We start from the raw sequence: 23,918 nt of genomic DNA on the forward strand, positions 1-23,918 counted from the left end.
TTTAGTGTGCTCCTGCACTGCCTTCGCTCTTGATCGGCGAAAGCAACCAACAAAATGGAATCAACAGCAAGGCCACAATACTCAGACCCATAAAGACGTCGATATACGCAAGGATACGCGCCTGCGCAATCATCTCTTTGTACAGCTGACCGGTCGCCAGCGTCAGTGGATCACCGACGGCGCTGGTAAAGTCGCGAATCGCCTGCGCCCAATGCTGCAAAGTCAGGTTGAACGGCTCGTTAAGCGGCGTCATGTTATGCACCATATTCGCTGAGCGCGTCTGCATACGTTCGGTAATCCCTGCCGTTGCCAGTGAAATCCCGATCGATCCCGCCACATTACGGAACATGGTAAACAATGCCGATGCATCCGCATTGAGCCGTTGCGGCACCGTAATAAAAGCAATGGTAGTCAGCGGCACAAACAGAAAACCCAGCCCTATCGATTGCGCACTGCGCATTAATACCAGGGTGGTAAAATCAACGTTCGGCGTTAAGGTCGTGGAATAAAAGAAGGCGCTGGCGAGACAGGTAAAGCCGAAAGCAATGATGTAGCGTGTTTGCACAATCGGCATCAGCTTCAGCACCAGCGGAATAGTCAGAACGATCAATATCGCACCAGGCGAGAGTACCAGCCCCGACCAGGTCGCGGTATAGCCCAGATCCTGCTGCGCCAGCTGTGGAAGTACCACCGAACTGCCATACAGAATCATCGCCATGCCTGCCATCAGCAAACCGGCCACCCAGAAGTTACGATCTTTCATGACCGTGATATCCACCACTGGTTTACGTGCATACAGCAACCAGTAGACGGCGCCGACAATGCCGATCACCGCCAGCATGCAAAACAGGCGAATAAAGTGCGAGGCAAACCAGTCTTCATCTTCGCCACGGTCGAGGAATACCTGCAAACAGCCGAGTCCAAGGGTGATCAAGCTGATGCCGATGTAATCGATCTTCAGCTTGCCCTTCGCCCATTTACGCTCCCACGGCGGATCTTCCAGCAGCTGATAGATCGCCAGCACCGTTAAAATGCCGACCGGGATGTTAATGAAGAACACCCAGCGCCAGCTATAGTTATCGGTGATCCAGCCGCCGAGTGTGGGGCCGATCACTGGCGCAACGATAATCGCAATCGACGAGAGACCAAAAGCTTTGCCACGATCTTCCGCTTTAAAGTAATCGAGGAGCACCGATTGCTGCACCGGCTGCAAACCGCCGCCGAAAAAGCCCTGCAACACGCGGAACAGAATGATTTGCCATAGCTCGGTGGCGATACCGCACAGGAACGAGCAGATGGTGAACATGACAATACAGATCAGGAAGAACTGTTTACGCCCAAACAAGCGGCTAAAGAAGGCGGAAATGGGCAACACAATGCCGTTGGCTACCAAATAGGAAGTCAGCACCCAGGTGGATTCGTCGTAACTGGAAGAGAGTGAGCCGGCAATGTGCGGCAGCGCCACGTTAACGATGGTGGTGTCAAGGATCTCCATAAACACCGCCAGCGTCACCGTGATGGCGACCAACCAGGGATTGCTGGCCGGACGCCAGCTTTCACTCGCACTCATTCGACGGTGACCTTCGGCTCAACCGACAGGCCCAGCGGCAGCGGATGATTCGGATCCAACCCTTTATCGATAACGATTTTCACCGGCACGCGCTGCACAATCTTCACATAGTTACCGGTGGCATTTTCGGCCGGGAAGGTGGAGAAGCGCGAGCCGGAGCCCATCTGCACGCTATCAACGTGCCCTTCCAGCTTCATATCAGGCCAGGCATCGATACTGATATCCACTTTGTCACCGGGATTCATCCGAGCCAGCTGTGACTCTTTGAAATTGGCATTGATCCAGATATCCGGCGACACCAGTGAAAACAGCGCCGTGCCGGCCTGTACCAGTGTGCCGACCTGCACGTTACGCTTGGTGACAAAGCCATCGTAGGGGGCGCGCACTTGGGTATAAGAGAGATTCAGTTCGGCGGTGTTGAGCTGTGCCTGCGCCTGCTCAACCTGCTGCTGGCGCGCCTCCACATTGGTTTCCTGCTGACGAATCTGCAATTGCACCTGTGAAGCCACTTCGACCTGCGCTTTAGCACTTTGCATTTGTGCTTCAGCGGAGCGCAACTGCGCGGCCGCAGTATCGATGTTACGTTGGGAAGTCGCGCGAGGATCTACGCCGCGCTGACGACGATAATCCGCCTGCGCATTCAAAAGATTGGCCTGAGCTTTTGCTTGATCGGCTAACGCCTGATCGCGCTGCGCAGGATACTGCACGCGAGACAGCGCTAATTGCGCCTGTGCCTGATGCAGTTGCGCCTTCGCCAGACCGAGTTGGGCTTTGGCCTGATCGCGTTGGGCACTGGTATCGCGCGGGTCGATCTCCACCAGCAAATCGCCCTGCTTCACCCGCTGGTTGTCTCTCACCAGCAGCTTCACCACATAACCCGCTGCTTTCGGCGCAATAGTCACCGCATCGCCTTCGGTAAAGGCATCATCCGTGGTTTCAATATTGCGCGTGGTAAACCAGAACCACAGTCCCACCAGCAGCATGATCACGACCACGATGGCAAGAATGATCAGGGGCTTTTTGCCGGGGCGTTTACGTTGCGGTTCGTTGTTTTCTTGACTGGAGTCTGAAGCGTGCTGTGCATCCTGCTGCTCGCGAGCGGGCGGCTGATTGTGGTTATCACTCATAAGTTATCATCGCTGGCTGTGATCCCGATCCACGGGCAAAAACGGTCAACTTAACCTTAGATCGAAAATTGACAAATGCCAGTACAACTTTACACAACCCAACAATCAACGCATTTTCTGCCACTGAGTGCGATAACGCGCTGAATAACCAGCGCGTCAGCTTCACCTGCAGGACAAATTGGCTACCTTAATGTAGCCAGTGCAACAGAAACCAACCGCACAGCATCGACCACGCCAGCATGGGCAGAGAAAACAGGTGAAAGCGCCACCAGACTTTGCTGTCCTGCGCCATACGCAGCGCAATCAGGTTAGCCAGTGAACCCGGCAACAAGCCGAATCCGCCAATGTTGACGGCCCAGGCGAGCACCTCGGTGGGCGGCACTTTTTGCAGCAAAAGAATGGTTGCCGGCACATTACTGATGACCTGTGAAAGACCGATCGCCAGCAAATATAACCCCCCTTCGCTTAAATGACCTATCGCGGCAAAATACGGTTGCAGCAGGGGAAGATGCATCAGTAAAAACACATCGATGAACATCGCGACAAATACCAGTAACAAGCTCCAGTCAATACTGATCAATACGCTGCGCGCCATGATCAGGAAGCAGCCTGCCACCAATAACAGTGCCCATCCGGTCATTTTCAGCTCTAAAGCCACAATAAACACCAGATAGAGCAGCACGCTGATGATAAACAACGGTTTTTGCCATTGATGCGCTTCGCTTTGCGCATGCTTCTGAATGGTTCGTTTTGGAAAACTCCACCAGGTGAGCGCCATCAGGCTGATCATTAATACCGCAGCCAACGGTGCCATTTGCAGAATAAAACCTGGCACGCTGAGTGTGCCGTGACTCCACAACAGAATATTTTGCGGATTGCCTACTGGCGTCAGCAGCGATCCAGCATTCACCGCCAGCGCTTCAAAAATAATCAGACGAGAAATCGGCAGACGCGAGAATTTGCGCAACGTCAGCGTCAGCGGCACCAGAATAAACAGCGCCACATCGTTGGTGAGAAAGGTGGAAAGTAGCGCTGCGGCACAGACCATAAACAGCGCCAGCGTGCGCTCATGTTGAAAGCGCTGTACCAGACGTGCGCCGAGCACATCGAAATAGCCGCTGTTTTCCAGTCCTTTGGTCAGCATCAATAGCCCGGTGAGTGTCATGATGGTGTGCCAGTCAACGGCGGCAGGCAATTGCGGCCAACGATACTCCGCCAGCGGCAATAAAATCACACCCAACAGCAACAACAAATGCAAAATACGATCACGCATTAAGGAACGCAGTACGATGGGCATGATGGCGTAAGGCCTTGTAGGTTAGCGGCTCTCGTAAAACTTCTGGAAGACGGCGAGGGTTTCATCACTGACGTGATGTTCCAGACCTTCTGAATCCCGGCGGGCAGTTTCCGGGCTGACACCTAGCGCCAGCAAGAAGGTTTCCACAATGTGGTGACGCACACGGCTCGCTTCAGCCAGCTTTTCACCTTCAGCCGTCAGAAAAACGCCGCGATAGGGAACCTGTTCCACCAGACCCGTGGTGCCTAAACGCTTCAACATCTTTGCCACGGTGGGTTGTGAAACGCCAAGGCGCGCGGCCATATCGACCTGGCGGGCTTCACCAAATTCACGAATTAAATCAGAGATTAACTCTACGTAGTCATCAATAAGTTCACGTCGATGCGCTTCGCGCACCTGGCGAAATCCTTCGACATGCTCCTCTATATCTTTAAGCGGCCCCTGGGGCGTATTGGTGGCGCTCTTTGCACGACGACTCATTCAGCTTCCTCTTTATTATCTGCCGCACTTTACCTGCGGTGCGGGCCTGGCTGCGCTCATTGTAAACCAGGCACAAATAAGCACAAATTTTTCCTAAATAGTGTTGGCTAAAGAGTATAGCCAGTGCTATCTTTGTTCGTAATGTAAGCGAATAGCTTATTTAGGAGGCAATGATGAGCGCACCCTATCTGCTGCTACTCCTTTTCCTGCTGTTTATCGCAGGTTTATGCTTACTGTTACGTCGTTATTCATTCGGGAGGTGAACATGACCACCATGAAAAACTGCCTCGACTGTGGCAAATGCTTCCAGGTTGAGCAGAGCAAATCGGCTTTTGAGCTGAAATCGCTGCTGTGCCTGTTTAAACGCTCGCCCTTTGCCCTGCGTCTGATGCTGATTGAAAAGCTGACCGGCAAACAGCTGACCGAGCGCCCCTGCCCCAATCTCATCTGGCGCGGCTGATTCATCCATAAATTCCTTCTCAGGATCCGTTTCTCTGACGGATCCTTTGCACGATCTCACATTTTGTTACCTTTTTCGTCCCACTCTTTCTAATGTTATTGAACAAATTCCAAATCCCTGCGCTTACTGTGGCTGAATCGCTTCAGGCACTGACATAACTTTACCTTCAACTTCGCTTAAACGATTAGGCTGCTAACTTTTAGCTTGCAACCTATTGTGACGTCTGATTAATCTCCTCATAACAAAAAATTACATACTTATAACAAAATCAACCCAGGGTGGGTTTTTTCGTAAGGAAGATTAGCAATGTCACTTAAAAAGCCTGAAGAGCAACCGTCGGGCCGGAGACGATTTTTACAAAAATCGCTCTCGCTCATTCCCCTCGCCGCCGCAGCCAGTACCGGTGTGGTTTCTCTCTCCTCCCCCGCAGCCGACAAGCCACAAGGCGTGTTATCTGATTATGTTCCGGCCTACTTCAACGATAAAGAGTGGAAATTTCTGCTCGCGGCACTGGATCGCCTGATTCCCGCCGACGCCAACGGTCCTGGCGCCGTCAGTGAAGGTGTACAGGTGTTTATCGATAAGCAGATGGAATTGCCTTACGGCTATGGTCGCCTGTGGTACATGCAAGGCCCGTTCGCCGATTCGATTCCGGAAATGGGTTACCAATCCCATCTGGTGCCACGCGATACCTATCGATTAGGCATCGCCTTAGCTGACCAGCATTGTCAGCAGCAGTACCAAAAAGATTTTTATCAACTGGAAACGGCGCAGCAGGAAGAGGTTCTGCATGCGCTTGAAGCCGACAAACTGCGTAATGATGCTATTCACGGCAAGCAGTTTTTCGAGCAGCTACTGGAAAACGCCAAAGAGGGTTATCTCGCCGATCCGATTCACGGCGGCAACCAAACGCTGGCCTCGTGGAAAATGATTGGTTTTCCCGGTGCACGTGCGGATTTCGTCGATACCGTACAGCAGCCTAATAAACCCTACCCCCTTGGCCCAGTCAGCATTTCCAGTAAAAGGAGCGTGTAATGGCGGCAGTAAAAAAAGCGCCCGTCGATGTGGTCATCGTCGGGTTCGGCTGGACCGGTTCGCTCATGGCGATGGAACTGGCCAGTTCTGGTTTAAATATAGTGGCACTGGAGCGCGGCGAAAATCGCGATACCTACCCCGACTTCTCCTATCCGCGTATTGCCGATGAACTGACTTACGGCATTCGTTTAAAACTGTTCCAAAACGCCTCGAAAGAGACCGTGACGGTTCGCCATACCACGCAGGAAACCGCGCTGCCATATCGTCGCTTCGGTTCCTTCCTGCCCGGTGATGGCGTGGGCGGTGCCGGTACGCACTGGAACGGTCAGCTTTGGCGTCCGCTGGAAGCTGACTTGAAAATGCGCAGCACGGTCATCGAAAAATACGGGGCTGATTTCATTCCGAAAGACATGACGGTGCAGGATTACCCATTCACTTATGACGAGATGGAACCCTACTTCGATAAGTTTGAGAAAATTTGCGGTGCGGCGGGTCAGGTTGGTAATCTCAACGGTGAAAAAGTCGAAGGGGGTAACCCGTTCGAATCCCCACGTAAAAATGGCTATCCCACTAAGCCGCTCGAGACGTTGTATGCTGGCGAACTGTTCTCCAAAGCAGCGAAACAACTCGGCTATCATCCGTTCGAATGTCCCGCCGCTAACTGTACCGAAGCCTGGACAAACCCTTACAACGTGCAGCTTGGCGTGTGTAACTACTGTGGTTACTGCGAACGCTTCGGTTGCTTCAATTATTCCAAAGGTTCACCGCAAAGCTGTGTTATCCCTGCTCTGAAACCGTTTAGTAACTTTGAGTTACGCACTCAGGCGCACGTGATTCGCGTTAATACCGACAGCAGCGGCAAAAAAGCCACCGGCGTAACCTATATCGATGCGCAAGGTAACGAAGTCGAGCAACCGGCTGACCTGGTGATCCTCAGCGCCTTCCAGCTGCACAATGTGCGCTTACTGCTGCTGTCAAAAATCGGTAAGCCATATGATCCACAAACCGGTGACGGCGTAGTGGGCAGGAACTATGCCTACCAGATGACCGGCGGCATCAAGCTGTTTTATGACAACGACAACTGGTTCAATCCGTTTGCGGCAACCGGTGCAACCTCTACCGTTATCGATGATTTCAATGCAGAAAACTTCGATCACAGCAAAGTCGGCTTTGTTGGCGGTGCCACCATTTCGGCAGCCTTCTCCGGCGGACGTCCCATCCAGCAGATGGGCATCCCTAAAGATGCGCCGCGCTGGGGTTCCGGCTGGAAACAGGCCATCAAAGATAATTATCTGCACAACATGAACGTCGGCTCGTCCGGTTCAGTGATGCCGTATAAGCAGTGCTATCTAGACCTTGATCCTACGTACCGTGATATCTACGGCCAACCATTGCTGCGTATGACGTTCGACTGGCAGCAGAACGAGCTGAAGATGACCAACTTCATCAAAGATAAAGCCGAGGAGATCGTCAAGGTGATGAATCCTAAGCACTATGAAGTGGGCTTCAAAACGCTCAACAGCCATTACGATGTCCGCCCTTACCAATCAACGCACACCACAGGTGGTGCTGTGATGGGCGACGATCCGCGTACCAGCGTGGTGAACAAGTTCCTGCAAAGCTGGGATGTACCGAACGTGTTCGTGACGGGCGCATGCTGCTTCCCGCAAAACCTGGCGTACAACCCCACCGGGATTGTCTGTGCCACCGCATTATTCGCGGCGGATGCGATTCGCAACCGCTATCTTGCTAACCCTGGTCCGCTGGTTCAGGCCTGATAAGGAGCGTTATAGTGAAATTTTCCACACTCTTTTTCGCTCTCAGCGGCGCGCTGATCAGCCACGCCGCATCGGCCGCGACCGATGCCTCGGTTAAGCAAGGCGAGTATCTGGCCAAAGCGGGCGATTGCGCCGCATGCCATACCGCAGCAGGTGGACAACCTTTCGCTGGTGGGCTCAAAATGAGCACGCCGATCGGCGCCATTTACTCCACCAACATCACGCCAGATAAAACGCACGGTATTGGTGACTACAGCTACGACGACTTCGTCAAAGCGGTACGCGGGGGTGTCGCCAAAGAGGGCAGTTCGCTCTATCCGGCTATGCCATACCCGTCATATGCCAAAATCAGCGACAGTGATATGCACGCGTTGTATGACTACTTTATGCAGGGTGTGAAACCGGTAAGCCAGGAGAATCACAAAAGTGATATCCCCTGGCCGCTCAGCATGCGTTGGCCGCTGGCGTTCTGGCGCTGGACCTTTGCCGACGACAGCACTTACGCTCCGGTTGCCGGTCAATCGGCACAGTGGCAACGCGGTGCTTATCTGGTGCAGGGGCTCGGTCACTGTGGCTCCTGCCACACTCCTCGTGGCATCGGCTTCCAGGAGAAAGCCATGGATCAGAACAGCAAAGGCTATCTGACCGGCGGCACATTGGAAGGCTGGCATGCGCCAGACCTGACCGCCAGCCCGGCAGCGGGTTTAGGCAGCTGGTCCGAACAAGATATCGCCCTCTTCCTGAAAACCGGCGCGAATAAGCAAGGCGCTGCCTTTGGTTCGATGACGGATGTGATTGCACACAGTACTCAGTACCTCAGTGATGAAGATCTGAATGCGATTGCCGTCTATCTGAAGTCTTTACCGGCTGCGGATAACACCGCTGCACCACAGGCCAGCGATGCGACGTCGCAAGCGCTGTTCAAAGGGGATGTCAGCCAGCCAGGCGCGCAGGTTTACGTGGATAACTGTGCTGCCTGCCATCGTACGGACGGTAAAGGCTATGCCAGTACCTTCCCGGCGCTGGCGCATAATCCGGCCTTGCTGAGTGAAGACCCGTCATCAGTGATCAGTGTCATTTTGAAAGGCGGTCAGCGTGCGATTACGCAACAGGCGCCGACCGGTTTCACCATGCCAGATTTCGCCTGGCGCCTGGATGATCAGCAGGTCGCTGATGTCGCTAACTTCATCCGCAATGGATGGGGTAATAAAGCGGCACCGGTAACGGCCGATCAGGTGAAAAAGATCCGCGCGACCCTTCCTCCTGCCCCGCAAAAATAGGCATAAAAAAACGGCCCATAATGGGCCGTTTCTTGTGCAACTCTGGTCTAAGCAAAAACTTAGAAGCTGTAGCCTACGCCAGCAATCCAGGTGCCTACGTCTACGCTACGGATACGGCTCTGCTCGTAACCCACGTCAACAGCAACGTTCTGGATTGGGTTGAACTGCATGCCTGCGCCGTAGGAGAAACCGTAATCGCTGGTGTCAGATTTAGACTGTGCAGCTGCGTCATTCGCCTGGTACTTACCGTAACCGATACCGACCACGCCGTAGATGCTTGCCCAGTCGTTCAGACGGTAAGCAGGACCACCGGTGATGCCGTAGTACTGGCCTTTGTTGTAAACGCCAGCGTCAGTGCGGTCTTTTTCGGTGTAGGTGAAAGAACCGATCCAACCCAGTGGGTTAGTACCATCTTCGTAACGGTATTTCAGGTTGAAGCCGTTTGCTTTGTTAGCAACGCCCTGATAATCGCTCTGCGCGTAACCAGCAGAAACGGTGCTCTGCGCCATGGCTGAACCTGCTGAAACTGCCAGTACACAAGCCAGTGCTGAAAGACATGCAATTTTTTTCATAAACCACCTCAAATGTGAATATACTTCTCTCCTGACAACGCTGAAAATATAACAAAAATTAGCAAGAAACTCTGCCCGCTATTTGTTGTCTAACAGATTGTTTGGTGTAACAGAAAGTTAATGAAGCTTCCTATGTCATTCATTTTACTTATAAAAAGCGTCATCTTCCTGCAATAATATTTCGTGCTATAAAAAATGCCTTTAAGGATATTCCTAAACTAACCTGACATTTCTTTACTTAAATGGCCCGAAAAACGGTTATTTCCCAGGCTGTCGCAGCATTTATTTTCCCTCTTACACACCTCCTTATTTCCTTAAGATTCCTTTACACTGGCGTTTTGTTGCTGTGTTGTTAATCACTACGGGATTGAATTACAGGATGTCTACGCCTCAGACGAACGCCAAAATGGCCCCGGTTTTGTTTCCGATTGCCGTGCTACTGATTGCCATGCTCTCGCTTCAGGGCGGTGCTTCCCTGGCAAAATCACTGTTTCCTACCGTAGGGGCTCCGGGCATCACCGCATTGCGTCTCGGACTGGGCACCCTGATTTTGTGCGTCATCTTTAAGCCGTGGCGTTTACGTTTTACCCGCGCACAGCGTAAACCGCTCTTGATGTACGGTCTGGCGCTCGGTTGTATGAACTATCTCTTCTATCTATCGATCCGCACCGTGCCGCTGGGCGTGGCGGTTGGGCTGGAATTTCTGGGTCCTTTAACCCTGGCGCTGGCCGGTGCGCGACGTCCCCTCGATTTCCTGTGGGTACTGCTGGCGGTTACCGGTTTGTGGTTTCTACTGCCGATTGGTGATGGCATCAGCCATATCGATCCGCTGGGTGCGCTATTAGCCGTGGGAGCAGGTGCCTGTTGGGCGGTCTATATTCTGGCGGGGCAACGCGCCGGTGCGGAACATGGTCCAGCGACGGTTGCCATGGGATCGTTGATCGCCTCAGTGATCTTCGTCCCCCTCGGGTTAACTTTTGCTGCGCCCGGCATCTGGCACTGGGAAATACTGCCACTGGCGCTGATTATCGCCCTGCTCTCCAGTGCCATTCCTTATTCACTGGAGATGATGGCCTTAACCCGCTTGCCGGCTCGCATCTTTGGCACGCTGATGAGTCTGGAACCCGCGATGGCCGCACTTTCAGGGATGTTGTTCCTCGGTGAGCTGCTAACGCTGAAGCAGTGGATCGCGCTGCTGGCGATTATCGCCGCGTCGGCGGGTTCGACACTCACCATGAAACAGAAGAGTGCCAAAATAAGCGAAGTGGATATTAATAACCCGCAATAAATAATGCCAAATTCAGCCTGTTAAGCTGCAGGCTGAATATATAAGCATTCTCATTCTCTTTTTTCTCATCACCATCTTCGGTTTTATTATTATTTTGCAACATCATTGAAAAGCAATTAACACGCAGTGTAAATCATTGTTATGAATGCAAAATATTTAAAACGCTCAAATCCCGCACAACATGAAGGTTTATCTATTCCTGTCATCGGTTTAAACAATCCGGCACAGCCGAAAACTGCTGCTATACTTATTCCCGTGCTTGATTAGGACAACCATCAATTAGAGGATATTAATGATGAGTACCGCAAAACTGGTTAAAACTAAATCGTCTGATCTCATTTACACCCGTAATGATGTTGCTGATAGCGATAAGAAAGCGACCATCGAGGTGCTCAACCGTCTGGTAGTGGAGTTTATTGATCTGTCACTGATCACCAAGCAGGCGCATTGGAACATGCGTGGTGCCAACTTTATCGGTGTGCACGAAATGCTGGATGGCTTCCGTACTGCCATCACCGATCATCAGGACACCATTGCAGAGCGTGTTGTACAGCTCGGCGGCGTGGCGCTGGGTACCACTCAGATCGTCAACGACAAGACGCCATTGAAAAGCTATCCGCTCAACATCCACACCGTTCAGGATCATCTGAAAGCGCTGGCCGATCGTTACGCGATTGTTGCGAACGATACGCGTAAGGCCATTAGTGAAGTAAGCGATGAAGACACTGCAGACATTTTCACGGCGGCATCGCGTGATTTGGATAAATTCCTGTGGTTCATCGAATCCAACATCGAATAATGTCAGTTACAGCGAAGGCGGGTTATCCCGCCTTTTTTTATGTCTGTAACATTTTGGTGCTTTTTTTGACGTCGTTAACAAATTCTTAATCCTACCTTTCCCTTGCTAAGCCCTTGGTGCACACTGTGCCTGCACCACAACAGCACGATGCACTATTTTGGTGACCCATATTAGTGCAGACTTTTCAACTACAGCAAAATCGCTTCAGCCAGGCCCTGCATCCTGCTGATTTCGACCGAAATGAAAAGTTGGCATAATTTTTTCATATGAATAGCCGTACATCAGGCCATCAGGTCTGAAGGGTAATAAGGAAAATAATGATGAAGTCTTTGATTAAAGTCTCCGTGGCCGCGCTGGCGTTGGCCTTCTCGCTTTCTTCCACTGCAGCAGATAAGAAACTGGTTGTTGCGACCGACACCGCATTCGTTCCTTTTGAATTCAAACAGGGTAACGAATATGTTGGTTTCGATATCGACCTGTGGGCCGCTATCGCCAAAGAACTGAAGCTGGATTACACCCTGAAGCCAATGGATTTCAGCGGTATCATCCCAGCACTGCAAACCAAAAACGTTGACGTGGCTCTGGCCGGTATCACCATTACCGACGAGCGCAAAAAAGCCATCGACTTCTCTGACGGCTATTACAAAAGTGGTCTGTTGGTGATGGTGCGTGAGAACGAAAACAACATCAAAGGCATCGACGATCTGAACGGCAAAGTGGTTGCGGTGAAGAGCGGTACCGGTTCTGTTGATTACGCAAAAGCGCACATCAAGTCTAAAGATCTTCGTCAGTTCCCGAACATCGACAACGCTTATATGGAGTTGGGCACCAACCGTGCTGACGCCGTGCTGCACGACACGCCAAACATCCTGTACTTCATCCACACCGCCGGTAAAGGTCGCTTCAAAGCGGTTGGTGAGTCTATCGAAGCTCAGCAGTATGGCATCGCCTTGCCAAAAGGCAGTGATGAGCTGCGTAATCAGATTAATGGCGCGCTGAAAACCCTGCGCGACAACGGCACGTACAATACAATTTATAAAAAATGGTTCGGCAGCGAGCCAAAATAATTCCGGCCTAAGCCGATTTTTTCCAGCAGGGAGCTTCGTCTCCCTGCTTTTTACATTTCCATTGCAACAGATTTTGGAGTTACACCATGGAGTTTGACTGGAGCGTCATTTGGCCAGCCCTGCCGATTTTGATCGAAGGCGCCAAAATGACCCTGATAATTTCCGTACTCGGCTTAATTGGCGGGTTAATCATTGGTTTAGTCGCCGGCTTCGCACGCGCGTACGGTGGATGGATAGCCAATAACATCGCACTGGTGTTCATCGAGCTGATTCGCGGTACGCCAATCGTGGTGCAGGTAATGTTTATTTACTTCGCCTTGCCGATGGCCTTCCCGGACCTACGTATCGATCCGTTTACCGCTGCCGTGGTCACCATCATGATTAACTCCGGTGCCTATATCGCGGAAATCACGCGTGGTGCCGTGCTGTCGATCAACAAAGGCTTCCGTGAAGCAGGCCTGGCGCTGGGTCTTTCCCGTCGTGAAACCCTGCGTTACGTCATCATGCCGTTGGCACTGCGTCGTATGCTGCCACCGCTCGGTAACCAGTGGATCGTGAGTATCAAAGATACCTCGCTGTTTATCGTGATCGGCGTGGCGGAACTGACCCGTCAGGGTCAGGAAATCATCGCCGGAAACTTCCGCGCGCTGGAGATCTGGAGTGCCGTTGCGATTATCTATCTGGTTATTACGTTGGTGTTGAGCTTTGTACTGCGCCGTATTGAGAAGAAGGTGAAAATCCTGTGATTGAATTTAAAAACGTCTCTAAAAACTTCGGCCAGACCAAAGTCCTGCACGACATTAACCTGAAGATCAATCAGGGTGAAGTGGTGGTGATTATCGGGCCATCTGGCTCAGGTAAATCGACCCTGCTGCGCTGCATCAACAAGCTTGAAGAGATCACTACCGGTGACCTGATTGTTGATGGCATGAAAGTTAACGATCCTAAAGTCGATGAGCGTCTGATTCGCCAGGAAGCCGGTATGGTGTTCCAGCAGTTCCATCTGTTCCCACAGATGAGTGCGCTGGACAACGTGGCTTTCGGCCCAATTCGCGTGCGCGGTGCTAAAAAGGACGACGCACAGAAATTGGCGCGTGAACTGTTAGGTAAAGTCGGCCTCGCCGAGCGTGCGCACCACTTCCCAGCCGAACTGTCTGGTGGTCAGCAGCAGCGTGTCGCCATCGCCCGTGCACTGGCGGTGAAGCCGAAAATGATGCTGTTTGATGAGCCAACCTCTGCACTCGATCCAGAACTGCGCCATGAAGTGCTCAAGGTGATGCAGGATCTGGCTGAAGAAGGCATGACGATGGTGATTGTGACGCACGAAGTGGGCTTCGCTCAGAAAGTGGCTTCGCGTCTGATCTTCATTGATAAAGGCACCATCGCTGAAGATGGCAATCCGGATGAGTTGATCACCAACCCACCGAGCGATCGTCTGCGTGAGTTCCTGCAGCACGTATCATAAATGACGAGGCGGCTGTAAAGCCGCCTCTTCTTCCGTAAAGAATTTTCCTTTCAGAATCTTCACCTTCCATCACTGACTATACTTTTTCTCTTGTGCCGTTGCGCGTTGCTCAAGGAGAAGGTCATGTCGTTTGCCCGCCCATCATGGTGCCTCACCATATGGATGCTGCTCTGTCTGTTCCTCGTTCCCACCGCAAACGCGGTCAATCTGCCGCAGGCCGCCGTCGCCGCTCAACAAACGTCAACGCCCGCTGCCAACACCACCGCTGAAGCAGAGCCAACGCTGGAAGATAAAAAAGCCGCTTATGCCGCGCTGGCGAATATTCTGGAGAATAACGATTCGCGTCAGGAATTGATCGATCAGCTGCGTCAGGCCGCCACCAGTAAAGCCAACAATGAACAACCCGTCCTGGCACCACCGCAGGCTGAGCAGGAAGATCCCACGGTACTGGAGAGCGTCACCAACGTCACACGCGAATACGGGGGCGCCGTTGCCTCGCAGTTTGTCCGTTTGCACGACAACATCGTTAACGCGCCGCACAAATCCTTTAATCAGCAAACCTTCTTCAATGCACTGAGGTATTTCGCCGGGCTCGCCGCTGCCGTTTTTGCTTTTTACTGGTTCACGCGGCTGTTGATGTATCCCGTGTGGCAGCGCATGGGCCGCTGGGGGCGCAATCATAATCTGGAACGCACCAAGTGGCTGCATCTTCCTGTCACCATCGTCGTCGCTTTTCTGCTCGACTTACTGCTTCTGGCGCTGACGCTGTTTGTGGGTCAGATCATCAGTGATAACTACCACAACAACAACCGCACCATTGCCTATCAGCAGGGGCTGTTCCTCAATGCCTTCGCGTTGATTGAGTTTTTCAAAGCGGTGTTGCGATTGATATTCTGCCCACGCTTCCCCACACTGCGCTTCTTTCATCTTTCCGATGCACGCGCCGCATACTGGAACACGCGTCTCAGCTGGCTCAGCGGCACCATTGGTTATGGCTTGCTGGTGGTGGTGCCGATCGTCGGCAATCAGGTCAATATGCAAATCGCTGCATTGGTGAATATGCTGATCATGTGCATTATGACCGGCTGGGCGCTGTGGTTGATTTTCCGCAATCGACGCAACATCCACGATGAATTATCGCGTTTGGCCGATCGCAGTATGAGCTTCTTTGCCTTGTTTATCCGCGCCTTCGGCATGGTGTGGCATTGGCTGGCGAGCGCCTACTTTATCGCGCTGTTCCTGTTCTCGATCTTCAATCCGGGTGACAGCCTGAAGTTTATGATGTCGGCCACGGTACGCAGCATGGCGATTATTGTTATCGCTGCACTGGTTTCTGGCATGCTGACGCGCTGGATTGGCAAAACGCTCACGCTGTCGCCGGATCTGCGTCGCAACTATCCTGAGCTGCAGAAACGCGTCAATGACTGGGTGAAAGCACTGCTGAAACTGGCGCGGGTGATCACCGTGTTCGCCACGCTACTGCTGCTGCTCAATGCCTGGAATCTGTTTGATCTCTGGCACTGGCTCACGCTGGGAGCCGGGCAGAAAATGGTGGATGTGCTGATTCGTATCGTGATGATTTTACTGCTTTCCGCCATCGGCTGGACACTGCTGGCTAGCCTGATCGAAAGCCGTCTGGCTTCGGATTCACACGGAAGGCCGATGCCCAGCGCACGTACGCGCACCTTACTGACGCTATTCCGTAACGCGCTGGCGGTGGTGATCAGCACCATCACCATTATGATTCTGCTGTCAGAAGTGGGCGTTAACATCGCGCCGCTGCTGGCGGGTGCCGGTGCGCTGGGGCTGGCAGTGTCATTCGGTTCGCAAACGCTGGTGAAGGATATTATCACCGGTATCTTTATTCAGTTTGAGAATGGCATGAATACCGGCGATCTGGTGACCATTGGCCCGATTACCGGCACGGTGGAGCGCATGTCGATTCGTTCCGTCGGCGTGCGACAGGATACCGGTGCCTATCACATCATTCCCTGGTCTTCGATTACCACTTTCGCCAACTTTGTGCGCGGTATTGGCTCGTTTGTCGCCAACTATGATGTAGACCGCAGTGAAGACACCGAGCGCGTGAATGCGACCTTGCAGGCGGCGGTGAAAGCGTTGCTGGAGAATCCGGATATTCGCGGCATGGTGATTGGCGAACCGAGTTTTTCCGGACTGGTAGGCTTGACCAATCAATCCTTTACCGTGCGCGTCTCATTCACCACCCAACCGCTGAAGCAGTGGACAGTGCGTTTTGCGCTGGATGATAAGGTGAAGAAGCATTTTGATGCCGCAGGGATTAGAACGCCGCATCAGACGGTGGAAGTGATGCAGACGGGTAACGATGTGGCTTCGGCGGCTACGCTGGCAGCACTGCCGCCGCCCAATCCATCGTAGCATCACACAGGGACGGCACCGGGTTGTCAGATTCCGCGCCTGCATGACGGGGCCGGAACTCGCACCTGCCGTCTAACCGGTGCCGATTGCGATCGCTAAATTCAGCGCGAGAACTGAAGTGGGACATTGCCAGGGCTCATTTCAATGCGGACTGCAAACACAAGGCGGTACGACTTAGCGCAAGTGATCAAATGGGCGGGCCAGAACCCGCCTCCATATTTTACACCCAGAGAAATAAGGCCTCCACGCCCGTTGAATCAGCGCACGAGGCGTTTAGTGCGCGCAGCGGGCGGCAGGAAAGTCCAGGCGATAAAGCGGCTCTGTTTCTGCCCCTGTGCCATCTCAATGATTCGCACTTCCTCAACATCGAGATCGCGCAACTGATCACGCAGCGCAGGCAGGTTCTCTTTGCGCGAAACCAGTGAGGTAAACCAGACAATACGATCCGCGTAAGCCACACTCTCGTCGATCATCTTACCCACGAACTGACGTTCTCCGCCCTCGCACCACAGTTCCTTATGCTGACCACCAAAGTTGAGTGGTGCATTTTTACCTAAGCCTAGATTACGCGTTTTACGCTGACCCACCATCGCCGCTTCCTGTGCCGACGCATGGAACGGTGGGTTACACAGCACCGCATGGTAGCGCTCATTTTTGTGCACCACACCGGCGAAAATGGCGGAATCGTCTTTCTGACGACGCAGGCGCACACCGCGTTGTAAGCCGGGATTGCTGGCGACAATCTGGTTAGCAGCGGTAATCGCTTCAGCCGTGATATCCGTACCGGTGAAACGCCAACCGTATTCCGCGTGTCCGATTAGCGGATAGATGAGGTTGGCACCGCAACCGATATCCATAATATCGACATCGCGTGGCACTTTGCCGCCGTTGTCGCTGGCCAGCAAATCAGCCAGCGCATGCACATAGTCAGCACGACCTGGTACGGGTGGTGTTAGGTAGCCTTCCGGTAGCTGCCAGTTCAGGTTATAAAACAGTTTGATCAGCGCCTGATTGAGCAGCATCACTGCTTCAGGATCGGCAAAATCTACCGACAGCTCGCCGTAGCCATTTGGACGCACTTTCACCGCCAGCGGCGGATGGGCGGCGGTCAGAGCAGCAAAATCATAACGGCCCTGATGGCGATTACGGGGATGGAATGGCGAGGTGGCGGTTGGCTTGTTCATAGATTCTCCGGAAAGTAGCGCGGGCGTAAGATACGCTGGATGGCGGCATCGCACAATCCGCTTACACGATTATCTGTATTGCATTTAAATCTAATATCCCCAAATTGAGTCCCAAATAATTCGTGCTACAGCCAGGCGGACATTAAGGTCATCCCTTTCCTGATAACCGTGATTGGGATGCCATGACACCGTTGTGGTGTGAAGTTTATCAGACAAGCCAGGAGCGCTAATGCGACAACGTTATACTTATCAGCCACGAAGCGGGCATGGTTTACCACACGATCCGCTGAACGCTATTGTTGGTCCCCGCCCTATCGGCTGGGTGAGTTCGCTGAGCGCCAGTGGCCAGCGCAACCTGGCACCCTACAGTTTCTTCAACTGTTTTAACTATCATCCCCCCATCATCGGTTTCGCCAGCAGCGGCTGGAAAGACAGCGTACGCAATATCAGTGAGAGCAAAGAGTTTGTCTGGAATCTGGCCACTCGTCCGCTCGCCGAAGCGATGAATGAAAGTTCTGCGTCAGTGCCGCCCGAGCAGGATGAGTTTGCGCTGGCGGGATTGACCCCAATTGCCGCCTCGCACGTCAACGTCAGCATGGTGGCAGAGAGCCCGGTGAATTTTGAGTGCCGTCTGACTCAGCTGATTCGTCTGCAAGATGTGCAAGGCACTGAACTGGAGAGTTGGCTGGTGTTGGGTGAAGTGGTGGCGATCCATATTGATGAGACGCTGCTGGAAGATGGCATCTACCAGACCGCAAAGGCGCAACCTATTCTGCGAGCCGGTGGCCCATCGGCGTATTACGGCATCAGCGAGGATTTGCGGTTTGATTTGGTGCGCCCGGATGCGCGCCGGGGTTAATTTTTTGCAGGCTGGCGGTTCCGGTTCAAATTCAGTTTGAAACATAGGTTAGGATTGCAGGCTGAAATGCGGGTTGCCAAAAACAGCTCAAGTGTTAGTGGCCTAGCACCTCTGATGCTGCAAGGGCTATCCGCAGCGCTGAGGCTTTTACGTTGGGCCAGGAGATCCACGCAGAGGGGATTCAAGTCTTCCAGTCTGCTGATGAGCGCAAGTGAATGCTGTTGAAAGGGGCACAATTTTTGAGGCCGTAGCACCTCTGATGCTGCAAGGGCTATCCGCAGCGCTGAGGCTTTTACGTTGGGCCAGGAGATCCACGCAGGGATGCGTGGATCAGTTCGGGGCCGACCAGGGATGGTCGATCCCCGAACGATCCGTAGGCACGACGTGGAAGCCGAGGGCACCGCGTCAGCGGCGCGAGGACTGCCCGGCGGCAGCAGAGGTGCTACGGCCCGCACCTACACGCACCTTACACGCACCAAGCAGTTAAGCAGTTAAGCAGTTAAGCAGTTAAGCAGTTAAGCAGTTAAGCAGTTAAGCAGTTAAGCAGTTAAGCAGTTAAGCAGTTAAGCAGTTAAGCAGTTCAGCAGTTCAGCAGTTCAGCAGTTCAGCAGTTCAGCAGTTCAGCAGTTCAGCATCGCTTAAGAGCACTCAGCTAGCACCGTTTTTCATCACCTGAACCGCCCGGGCAATTTCCGGTGCCAGCCAGCGGTCTTCCTGCCAGTTCGCCACCACTGCCCGCAAACGGCGCAACGCCTGTTTCGTACCTTCCGCCAACTCCGCCTCGCCATGAAAATCCAGCGCCTGCGCAGCCAGCAAATACTCAATCGCCAGAATCTGCCATACGTTCCCTACCAGTTTCAGCAACTTAAGCGCGGCCCCGGTACCCAGGCTAAGATGATCTTCCTGCAAACCCGAGGTCACGTAATTATCCAGCACCGCCGGTTGTGCCAGCTGACGGTTCTCTGCGCACAACGATGCCGCCACATACTGGGCAATCATCATGCCGGAATTCACGCCCGGCTGCGCCACCAGAAACGCAGGTAAACCACTGACCAGTGGATTCACTAAACGATCCAGGCGCCGCTCAGCAATACTGCCAATTTCCGCCATGGCAATGGCCAAAACATCAGCCGCCATCGCTACCGATTCACCATGCGGATTGGCCTGCGACACCACACGCCAGTTATCCACGGTGCCCAATACCAAAGGATTATCGGTACAGGCATTCAACTCGGTATTCACCTGTCGCGCGGCGTGATCAAACTGATCGCGGCTGGCACCGTGCACCTGCGGCATCGAGCGTAAACTCAACGCATCCTGCGTGCGCACGCCCACGCTTTTTGCCAGCAGCGGGCTATCGCTCAGCAACTGACGCAAACGCAGGCCACTCTCCTGCATGCCAGGACTGGCTTTCAGTGCAATCACTTCTGCATCAAATGCCACTAACTGGCCACGCAGCGCCTCAAAACTCATCGCGCCGGTCACGTCAGCCCAATCCAACAGCCGCGCCGCATCATCCAGTGCCAGGCAAGACAACCCGGTCATGCACGGCGTACCGTTCACCAGGCTCAAGCCCTCTTTGGCACCGGGTCGATAAGGTGTTAACCCGGCCTGCGTCAGCGCTTGCCCGGCAGGCACGATCTGTTGCTGATACTCAACATCGCCCACGCCAATCAGCGCGAGCCCAATATGCGCCATATGGCTGAGGTAACCCACAGAACCTTGCGACGGCACCTGCGGCGTAATCTGATGATTCAGCAGCGCCAGCAAATGCTGCACCAGCGCCACCGACACGCCCGATTTACCGTGGCTGTAGTTCGCAATCGCCGCACACAGGATGGCGCGCACCTGTTCACGCGTCAGCAGCGGCCCGACACCACAAGCGTGACTCAACAGCGTATTGCGCGACAGCTGACTCAGCTGTTCTTCCGGCAAGGTAATATTGCACAGCGCCCCCAATCCGGTATTGATGCCATAAGCGATATGACCGCTGGCCACAATCAGCTCGACGATCTCACGCCCCAGAGCAATACGCTGCCAGGCACTGGCGCTTAACGTCAGTTCGGCATTGTGCCGCGCCACCTGCACCACATCCTGCCAGGAAAGCGTTTCATCGCCCCACACTAACGTCATGCTGGTTGCTCCGTGTGATGGCTCTGATGGCTGGAGATAAACTGCTTAAAGCGCTGCGAGCCCTGTGCGCCAAACATCTCTTCCGGCGTCCCCTGACAATCAATGGTCCCCTGATGCATAAACACCACGCGGTTGGAAACATTACGCGCAAAGCCCATTTCGTGGGTCACCACCAGCATGGTGCGCCCCTCTTCCGCCAGGCTGCGCATCACTTTTAATACTTCGCCCACCAACTCCGGATCGAGCGCCGAAGTTGGCTCATCAAACAGCATCACCTCCGGATCCATCGCCAGTGCACGGGCAATCGCCACTCGCTGCTGCTGGCCGCCGGAGAGCTGTGCCGGGTAGAAATCTTTGCGGTTCAACAGGCCAACGCGATCCAGCAACTGCTCCGCCTGGGCAATGCAGCTTTTCTTATCGCGCTTCAGAACATAGTGCGGTCCTTCAATCACGTTTTGCAGCACCGTCATATGCGACCACAGGTTAAAACTCTGGAACACCATGCCCAGACGCGAGCGCAAACGCTCAATCTGTTTTGGGTTGGCCGCCAGCTGATGGCCACGCGCATGGCGCTTCATCTCAATCGTTTCACCACCGACGCTCACCACGCCAGCATCCGGCGTTTCCAGCAGATTGATGCAGCGCAATAAGGTACTTTTACCCGAGCCGCTGGCACCGAGAATCGAGATGACATCGCCTTGGTGCGCCTGCAGCGAAATGCCTTTCAGTACTTCCATCGCGCCAAAGGATTTATGAATATCGGTGGCGCTTAAGGTTACGGGGGACGTGGATTGCATATCACTCTCCGGCAAGCGGTTTAACGACGGGTAACGGCTTTTTTTCAACGCGATGCACCGGGGTTAAACGGCGTTCTAACAACGCGTAAAGCTGGACGATAATGAAGTTCAGGATCAGATAAATGGCGGCGGCGCAGATAAACACTTCCATGGTGCGATAGGTACGCTGAATGATCTGCTGCGCCACACCAGTGACATCCCATACGGTGACCAGGCTGGCCAGCGCCGTGGACTTCACCAGCAAAATCGCTTCGGTGGAATAAGCCGGCAGAGCATAACGCAGCATGATGGGCGCGATGATGCGACGCAGTAGCAGCCAGCGCGACATGCCGCAGGCCAGCCCGGCTTCCACCTGGCCGGGCGGCACCGCCAGCAAAGCACCACGTAAGATCTCCGCAGTATAAGCCGCCGTACACAGCGACAGTGCCAGCACGGCGCAGGTAAACGGCTCGCGCAGGAATGGCCAGACAAAGCTATGGCGGATCACCCCAAACTGGCCCAATCCGTAATAGATCAAGAACAGTTGAATCAGCAGCGGTGAGCCGCGAAACACCAGAATATAGCCGCGCGCAAAGCCGCTCAGCACCCGCCAGCGACTCATGCGCAGTGACAGAATCCCGATGGCGAGAATGCCACCACAGAGAAATGCACTGATAAATAGCCCCAGCGTTACCGGCAACGCTGCGCTTAGCTTGAGGAAAGTGTCAGTCAGAAAGGCGAAATCAATCATACTGCTGCTCCTTAGTGCTGTGCCGCAGTGCGACTTTGCCATGCGCGTCCGAGGCGGGATTCTGCCCGACGGAATGCATGATTAGACAGCAGCGTCAGCACCAGATAGCAGCCACCGCCAATCAGATAGAAGGTGAAGTAATCGCGCGTGGAACCCGCCGCCACCTGGCTGGCGCGCATCAGCTCAACGATGCCAGTCACCGACACCAGCGCCGAATCTTTCAGGCTCATCTGCCAGACATTCGACATGCCCGGCAGCGCATAGCGCACAATCTGCGGCAGCAAAATGCGCTGTGCGATGCGCCAGCGCGGCATGCCAATCGCCACTGCGGCTTCCACTTCGCCTTTGGCCAGCGCCAGACGTGCCGCACGATACACTTCACCTTGATAGGATCCCGAGATGAGCCCGATTGCCAGTGCACCAATCAGGAACGGTGGCGCTTCGATAAAGCCATCCGCACCGAACATCTGCCCAACGAGGGTAATCAGGCCCGATCCGCCAAAATAGAACAGGTAGATCACCAGCAGTTCCGGGATGCCGCGAAACACCGTGGAATAGGCTTCACCCAACCAGCGAACCCAGCGCTGTGGCGACAGTTTCGCTGCCGCCACGCCAGAACCGACCACTGCGCCAATCATCAGCGCCGCCAGCGACAGCAGCAGCGTGGTGAAGGCAGCCCCCAAAATCAGGCGGCCCCAGCCATCAGCACCAAAACTCAGCAGGCTCATCATCTTTCACCTCACTTACGGGGTTACGTCAGTTTTAAACCACTTCTCACTCAGCTTTTTCACGGTGCCATCGGCCAGTGCGCCTTTAATGGCCTCGTCGAGTTTGGCCTTCAGATCGTTGTCAGCCATGCGCACGCCCATCGCCTCGCCCTCACCCCAGATCGGGCCACCCAACTGCGGGCCACTGAAGGTCAGGTTGCTGTTCTCTTTGCGCGCCAGCATCGATTGGGCGAAGGTTACATCGTCGAATACCGCATCAATACGCCCCGCCTGAAGATCGAGAATCGCATCTGCTGAGGAAGTGTATTCACGCACGTCGGCGACATCTTTGAAGTACTTATCAATAAATGGCGTGTAAACCGTGCCGGACGCGATGCCAATGGTTTTGCCTTTTAACGCCGCTTTCAGAGGGGCAATCGCCGTGTTGATCTCCTTCTCATCATCATGCAGCTTGATGATGTTGTGATCGGCAGGCATCAGCGGACTGTCTTTGGTGGTGATAAAGGTGGCCGGTGTGGACGCGTAAGGCACGGTGAAATTCACCACTTTTTTGCGGTCCGGCGTAATGACAATCGCATCCATGATCACGTCATATTTGCCAGCATTCAGTCCGGCGATCATGCCGTCCCAGTTTTGCACCACCAGCTTGCACTGGATGCCCATGCGCTTACACAGGTCTTCCATCAGTTCAGGTTCAAAGCCACCTAACTTGCCGCCCGGCAGCGTCAGGTTCCAGGGTTCATAACTGCCTTCGGTAGCGATGGTGATCGATTTCCACTCTTTCGCCTGCACAGCCATCCCGCTGATCATCAGGCTGGCAAACAGGGTCGTGAGGCAAAAACGGCGAATCGGGGCGCGGTGCGTCATGCGGC

22 protein-coding genes are annotated in these 23,918 nt (G+C 53.8%); 11 read left to right on the plus strand and 11 right to left on the minus strand.

Annotation, left to right across the window (positions count from 1 at the left end; all coding sequences use genetic code 11):
* Position 1: 1 nt before the first annotated feature.
* The 4 genes from LH22_RS15465 to mntR all read right to left on the minus strand — a co-directional run bounded on the left by LH22_RS15465 (position 2) and on the right by mntR (position 4,474).
* Positions 2-1,570, minus strand: a complete 1,569-nt coding sequence (locus LH22_RS15465) for a DHA2 family efflux MFS transporter permease subunit (RefSeq protein ID WP_038647927.1) — start codon at positions 1,568-1,570, stop codon at positions 2-4.
* Complete coding sequence (locus LH22_RS15470) at positions 1,567-2,697, minus strand: HlyD family secretion protein (protein ID WP_038647928.1); 1,131 nt, start codon at positions 2,695-2,697, stop codon at positions 1,567-1,569. The genes LH22_RS15465 and LH22_RS15470 overlap by 4 nt, the downstream gene beginning before the upstream one ends.
* Before the next feature lie 187 nt (positions 2,698-2,884).
* The gene (locus LH22_RS15475; RefSeq protein ID WP_038647930.1) at positions 2,885-3,994 is read right to left on the minus strand and encodes an SLC13 family permease; all 1,110 of its coding nucleotides are present in this window, start codon (positions 3,992-3,994) and stop codon (positions 2,885-2,887) included.
* 21 nt (positions 3,995-4,015) lie between these two features.
* Positions 4,016-4,474 (minus strand): manganese-binding transcriptional regulator MntR, encoded by a 459-nt coding sequence (mntR, locus tag LH22_RS15480; protein ID WP_038647933.1) that lies wholly within the window; start codon positions 4,472-4,474, stop codon positions 4,016-4,018.
* A 265-nt stretch (positions 4,475-4,739) separates the two neighbouring features.
* Here mntR and LH22_RS15485 point away from each other — a divergent pair, with 265 nt between their 5' ends.
* The 4 genes from LH22_RS15485 (at position 4,740) to LH22_RS15500 (ending at position 9,027) form a co-directional block, all read left to right on the plus strand.
* Positions 4,740-4,934 carry a hypothetical protein gene (locus LH22_RS15485; protein WP_038647935.1) on the plus strand — a complete coding sequence of 65 codons (195 nt, stop codon included), beginning with the start codon at positions 4,740-4,742 and terminating at the stop codon, positions 4,932-4,934.
* Between the two features lie 306 nt (positions 4,935-5,240).
* Positions 5,241-5,969, plus strand: coding sequence for a gluconate 2-dehydrogenase subunit 3 family protein (locus LH22_RS15490; RefSeq protein WP_038647937.1), 729 nt, complete (start codon positions 5,241-5,243; stop codon positions 5,967-5,969).
* Complete coding sequence (locus LH22_RS15495) at positions 5,969-7,747, plus strand: GMC family oxidoreductase (protein WP_038647939.1); 1,779 nt, start codon at positions 5,969-5,971, stop codon at positions 7,745-7,747. Before LH22_RS15490 ends, LH22_RS15495 begins: the two co-directional genes overlap by 1 nt.
* 11 nt (positions 7,748-7,758) lie before the next feature.
* Positions 7,759-9,027, plus strand: coding sequence for a cytochrome c (locus LH22_RS15500; RefSeq protein ID WP_052059429.1), 1,269 nt, complete (start codon positions 7,759-7,761; stop codon positions 9,025-9,027).
* Between the two features lie 59 nt (positions 9,028-9,086).
* Here LH22_RS15500 and ompX read toward each other — a convergent pair whose 3' ends face one another.
* Entirely contained in the window at positions 9,087-9,599 is a 513-nt protein-coding gene (gene ompX / locus LH22_RS15505; protein ID WP_034820897.1) for an outer membrane protein OmpX, read from the minus strand.
* 379 nt (positions 9,600-9,978) lie between these two features.
* Here ompX and rhtA point away from each other — a divergent pair, with 379 nt between their 5' ends.
* From rhtA to ybiO, 6 genes are all read left to right on the plus strand, one after another.
* A complete protein-coding gene (rhtA, locus tag LH22_RS15510; protein WP_038647943.1) occupies positions 9,979-10,887 on the plus strand; it encodes a threonine/homoserine exporter RhtA in 909 nt (302 codons plus the stop codon).
* 295 nt (positions 10,888-11,182) lie between these two features.
* On the plus strand, positions 11,183-11,686 hold the full coding sequence (dps, locus tag LH22_RS15515) for a DNA starvation/stationary phase protection protein Dps (protein WP_038647945.1): 504 nt from the start codon (positions 11,183-11,185) through the stop codon (positions 11,684-11,686).
* A 320-nt stretch (positions 11,687-12,006) separates the two neighbouring features.
* Positions 12,007-12,753 (plus strand): glutamine ABC transporter substrate-binding protein GlnH, encoded by a 747-nt coding sequence (gene glnH, locus LH22_RS15520; RefSeq protein WP_038647947.1) that lies wholly within the window; start codon positions 12,007-12,009, stop codon positions 12,751-12,753.
* Positions 12,754-12,839: 86 nt separating this feature from the next.
* Complete coding sequence (gene glnP, locus LH22_RS15525; RefSeq protein WP_038647949.1) at positions 12,840-13,499, plus strand: glutamine ABC transporter permease GlnP; 660 nt, start codon at positions 12,840-12,842, stop codon at positions 13,497-13,499.
* Positions 13,496-14,218 carry a glutamine ABC transporter ATP-binding protein GlnQ gene (gene glnQ / locus LH22_RS15530; protein ID WP_038647952.1) on the plus strand — a complete coding sequence of 241 codons (723 nt, stop codon included), beginning with the start codon at positions 13,496-13,498 and terminating at the stop codon, positions 14,216-14,218. Before glnP ends, glnQ begins: the two co-directional genes overlap by 4 nt.
* A gap of 162 nt (positions 14,219-14,380) precedes the next feature.
* The gene (ybiO, locus tag LH22_RS15535; protein ID WP_240474716.1) at positions 14,381-16,615 is read left to right on the plus strand and encodes a mechanosensitive channel protein; all 2,235 of its coding nucleotides are present in this window, start codon (positions 14,381-14,383) and stop codon (positions 16,613-16,615) included.
* Positions 16,616-16,872: 257 nt separating this feature from the next.
* On the opposite strand, the gene rlmF is transcribed toward ybiO, so the two are convergent.
* A complete protein-coding gene (gene rlmF, locus LH22_RS15540; protein ID WP_038647958.1) occupies positions 16,873-17,799 on the minus strand; it encodes a 23S rRNA (adenine(1618)-N(6))-methyltransferase RlmF in 927 nt (308 codons plus the stop codon).
* Positions 17,800-18,028: 229 nt separating this feature from the next.
* Between rlmF and LH22_RS15545 the strand changes: the two genes are divergently transcribed.
* Positions 18,029-18,658 (plus strand): flavin reductase family protein, encoded by a 630-nt coding sequence (locus LH22_RS15545; protein ID WP_038647961.1) that lies wholly within the window; start codon positions 18,029-18,031, stop codon positions 18,656-18,658.
* Between the two features lie 648 nt (positions 18,659-19,306).
* Here LH22_RS15545 and LH22_RS15550 read toward each other — a convergent pair.
* Genes LH22_RS15550 through LH22_RS15570 form a run of 5 tightly spaced genes read right to left on the minus strand, consistent with a single transcriptional unit; the run spans position 19,307 to position 23,913 of the window.
* Positions 19,307-20,791 (minus strand): HAL/PAL/TAL family ammonia-lyase, encoded by a 1,485-nt coding sequence (locus LH22_RS15550; RefSeq protein ID WP_038647964.1) that lies wholly within the window; start codon positions 20,789-20,791, stop codon positions 19,307-19,309.
* Positions 20,788-21,588 (minus strand): ABC transporter ATP-binding protein, encoded by an 801-nt coding sequence (locus tag LH22_RS15555; protein ID WP_034820922.1) that lies wholly within the window; start codon positions 21,586-21,588, stop codon positions 20,788-20,790. The genes LH22_RS15550 and LH22_RS15555 overlap by 4 nt, the downstream gene beginning before the upstream one ends.
* Before the next feature lies 1 nt (position 21,589).
* On the minus strand, positions 21,590-22,318 hold the full coding sequence (locus tag LH22_RS15560) for an ABC transporter permease (protein WP_038647966.1): 729 nt from the start codon (positions 22,316-22,318) through the stop codon (positions 21,590-21,592).
* An 11-nt stretch (positions 22,319-22,329) separates the two neighbouring features.
* On the minus strand, positions 22,330-23,049 hold the full coding sequence (locus LH22_RS15565) for an ABC transporter permease (protein WP_034820926.1): 720 nt from the start codon (positions 23,047-23,049) through the stop codon (positions 22,330-22,332).
* A 12-nt stretch (positions 23,050-23,061) separates the two neighbouring features.
* Complete coding sequence (locus LH22_RS15570) at positions 23,062-23,913, minus strand: transporter substrate-binding domain-containing protein (protein WP_038647969.1); 852 nt, start codon at positions 23,911-23,913, stop codon at positions 23,062-23,064.
* Positions 23,914-23,918: the final 5 nt, after the last annotated feature.

Origin of the sequence: Pantoea rwandensis, from assembly GCF_000759475.1 — a bacterium.
Taxonomy (GTDB): domain Bacteria; phylum Pseudomonadota; class Gammaproteobacteria; order Enterobacterales; family Enterobacteriaceae; genus Pantoea; species Pantoea rwandensis_B.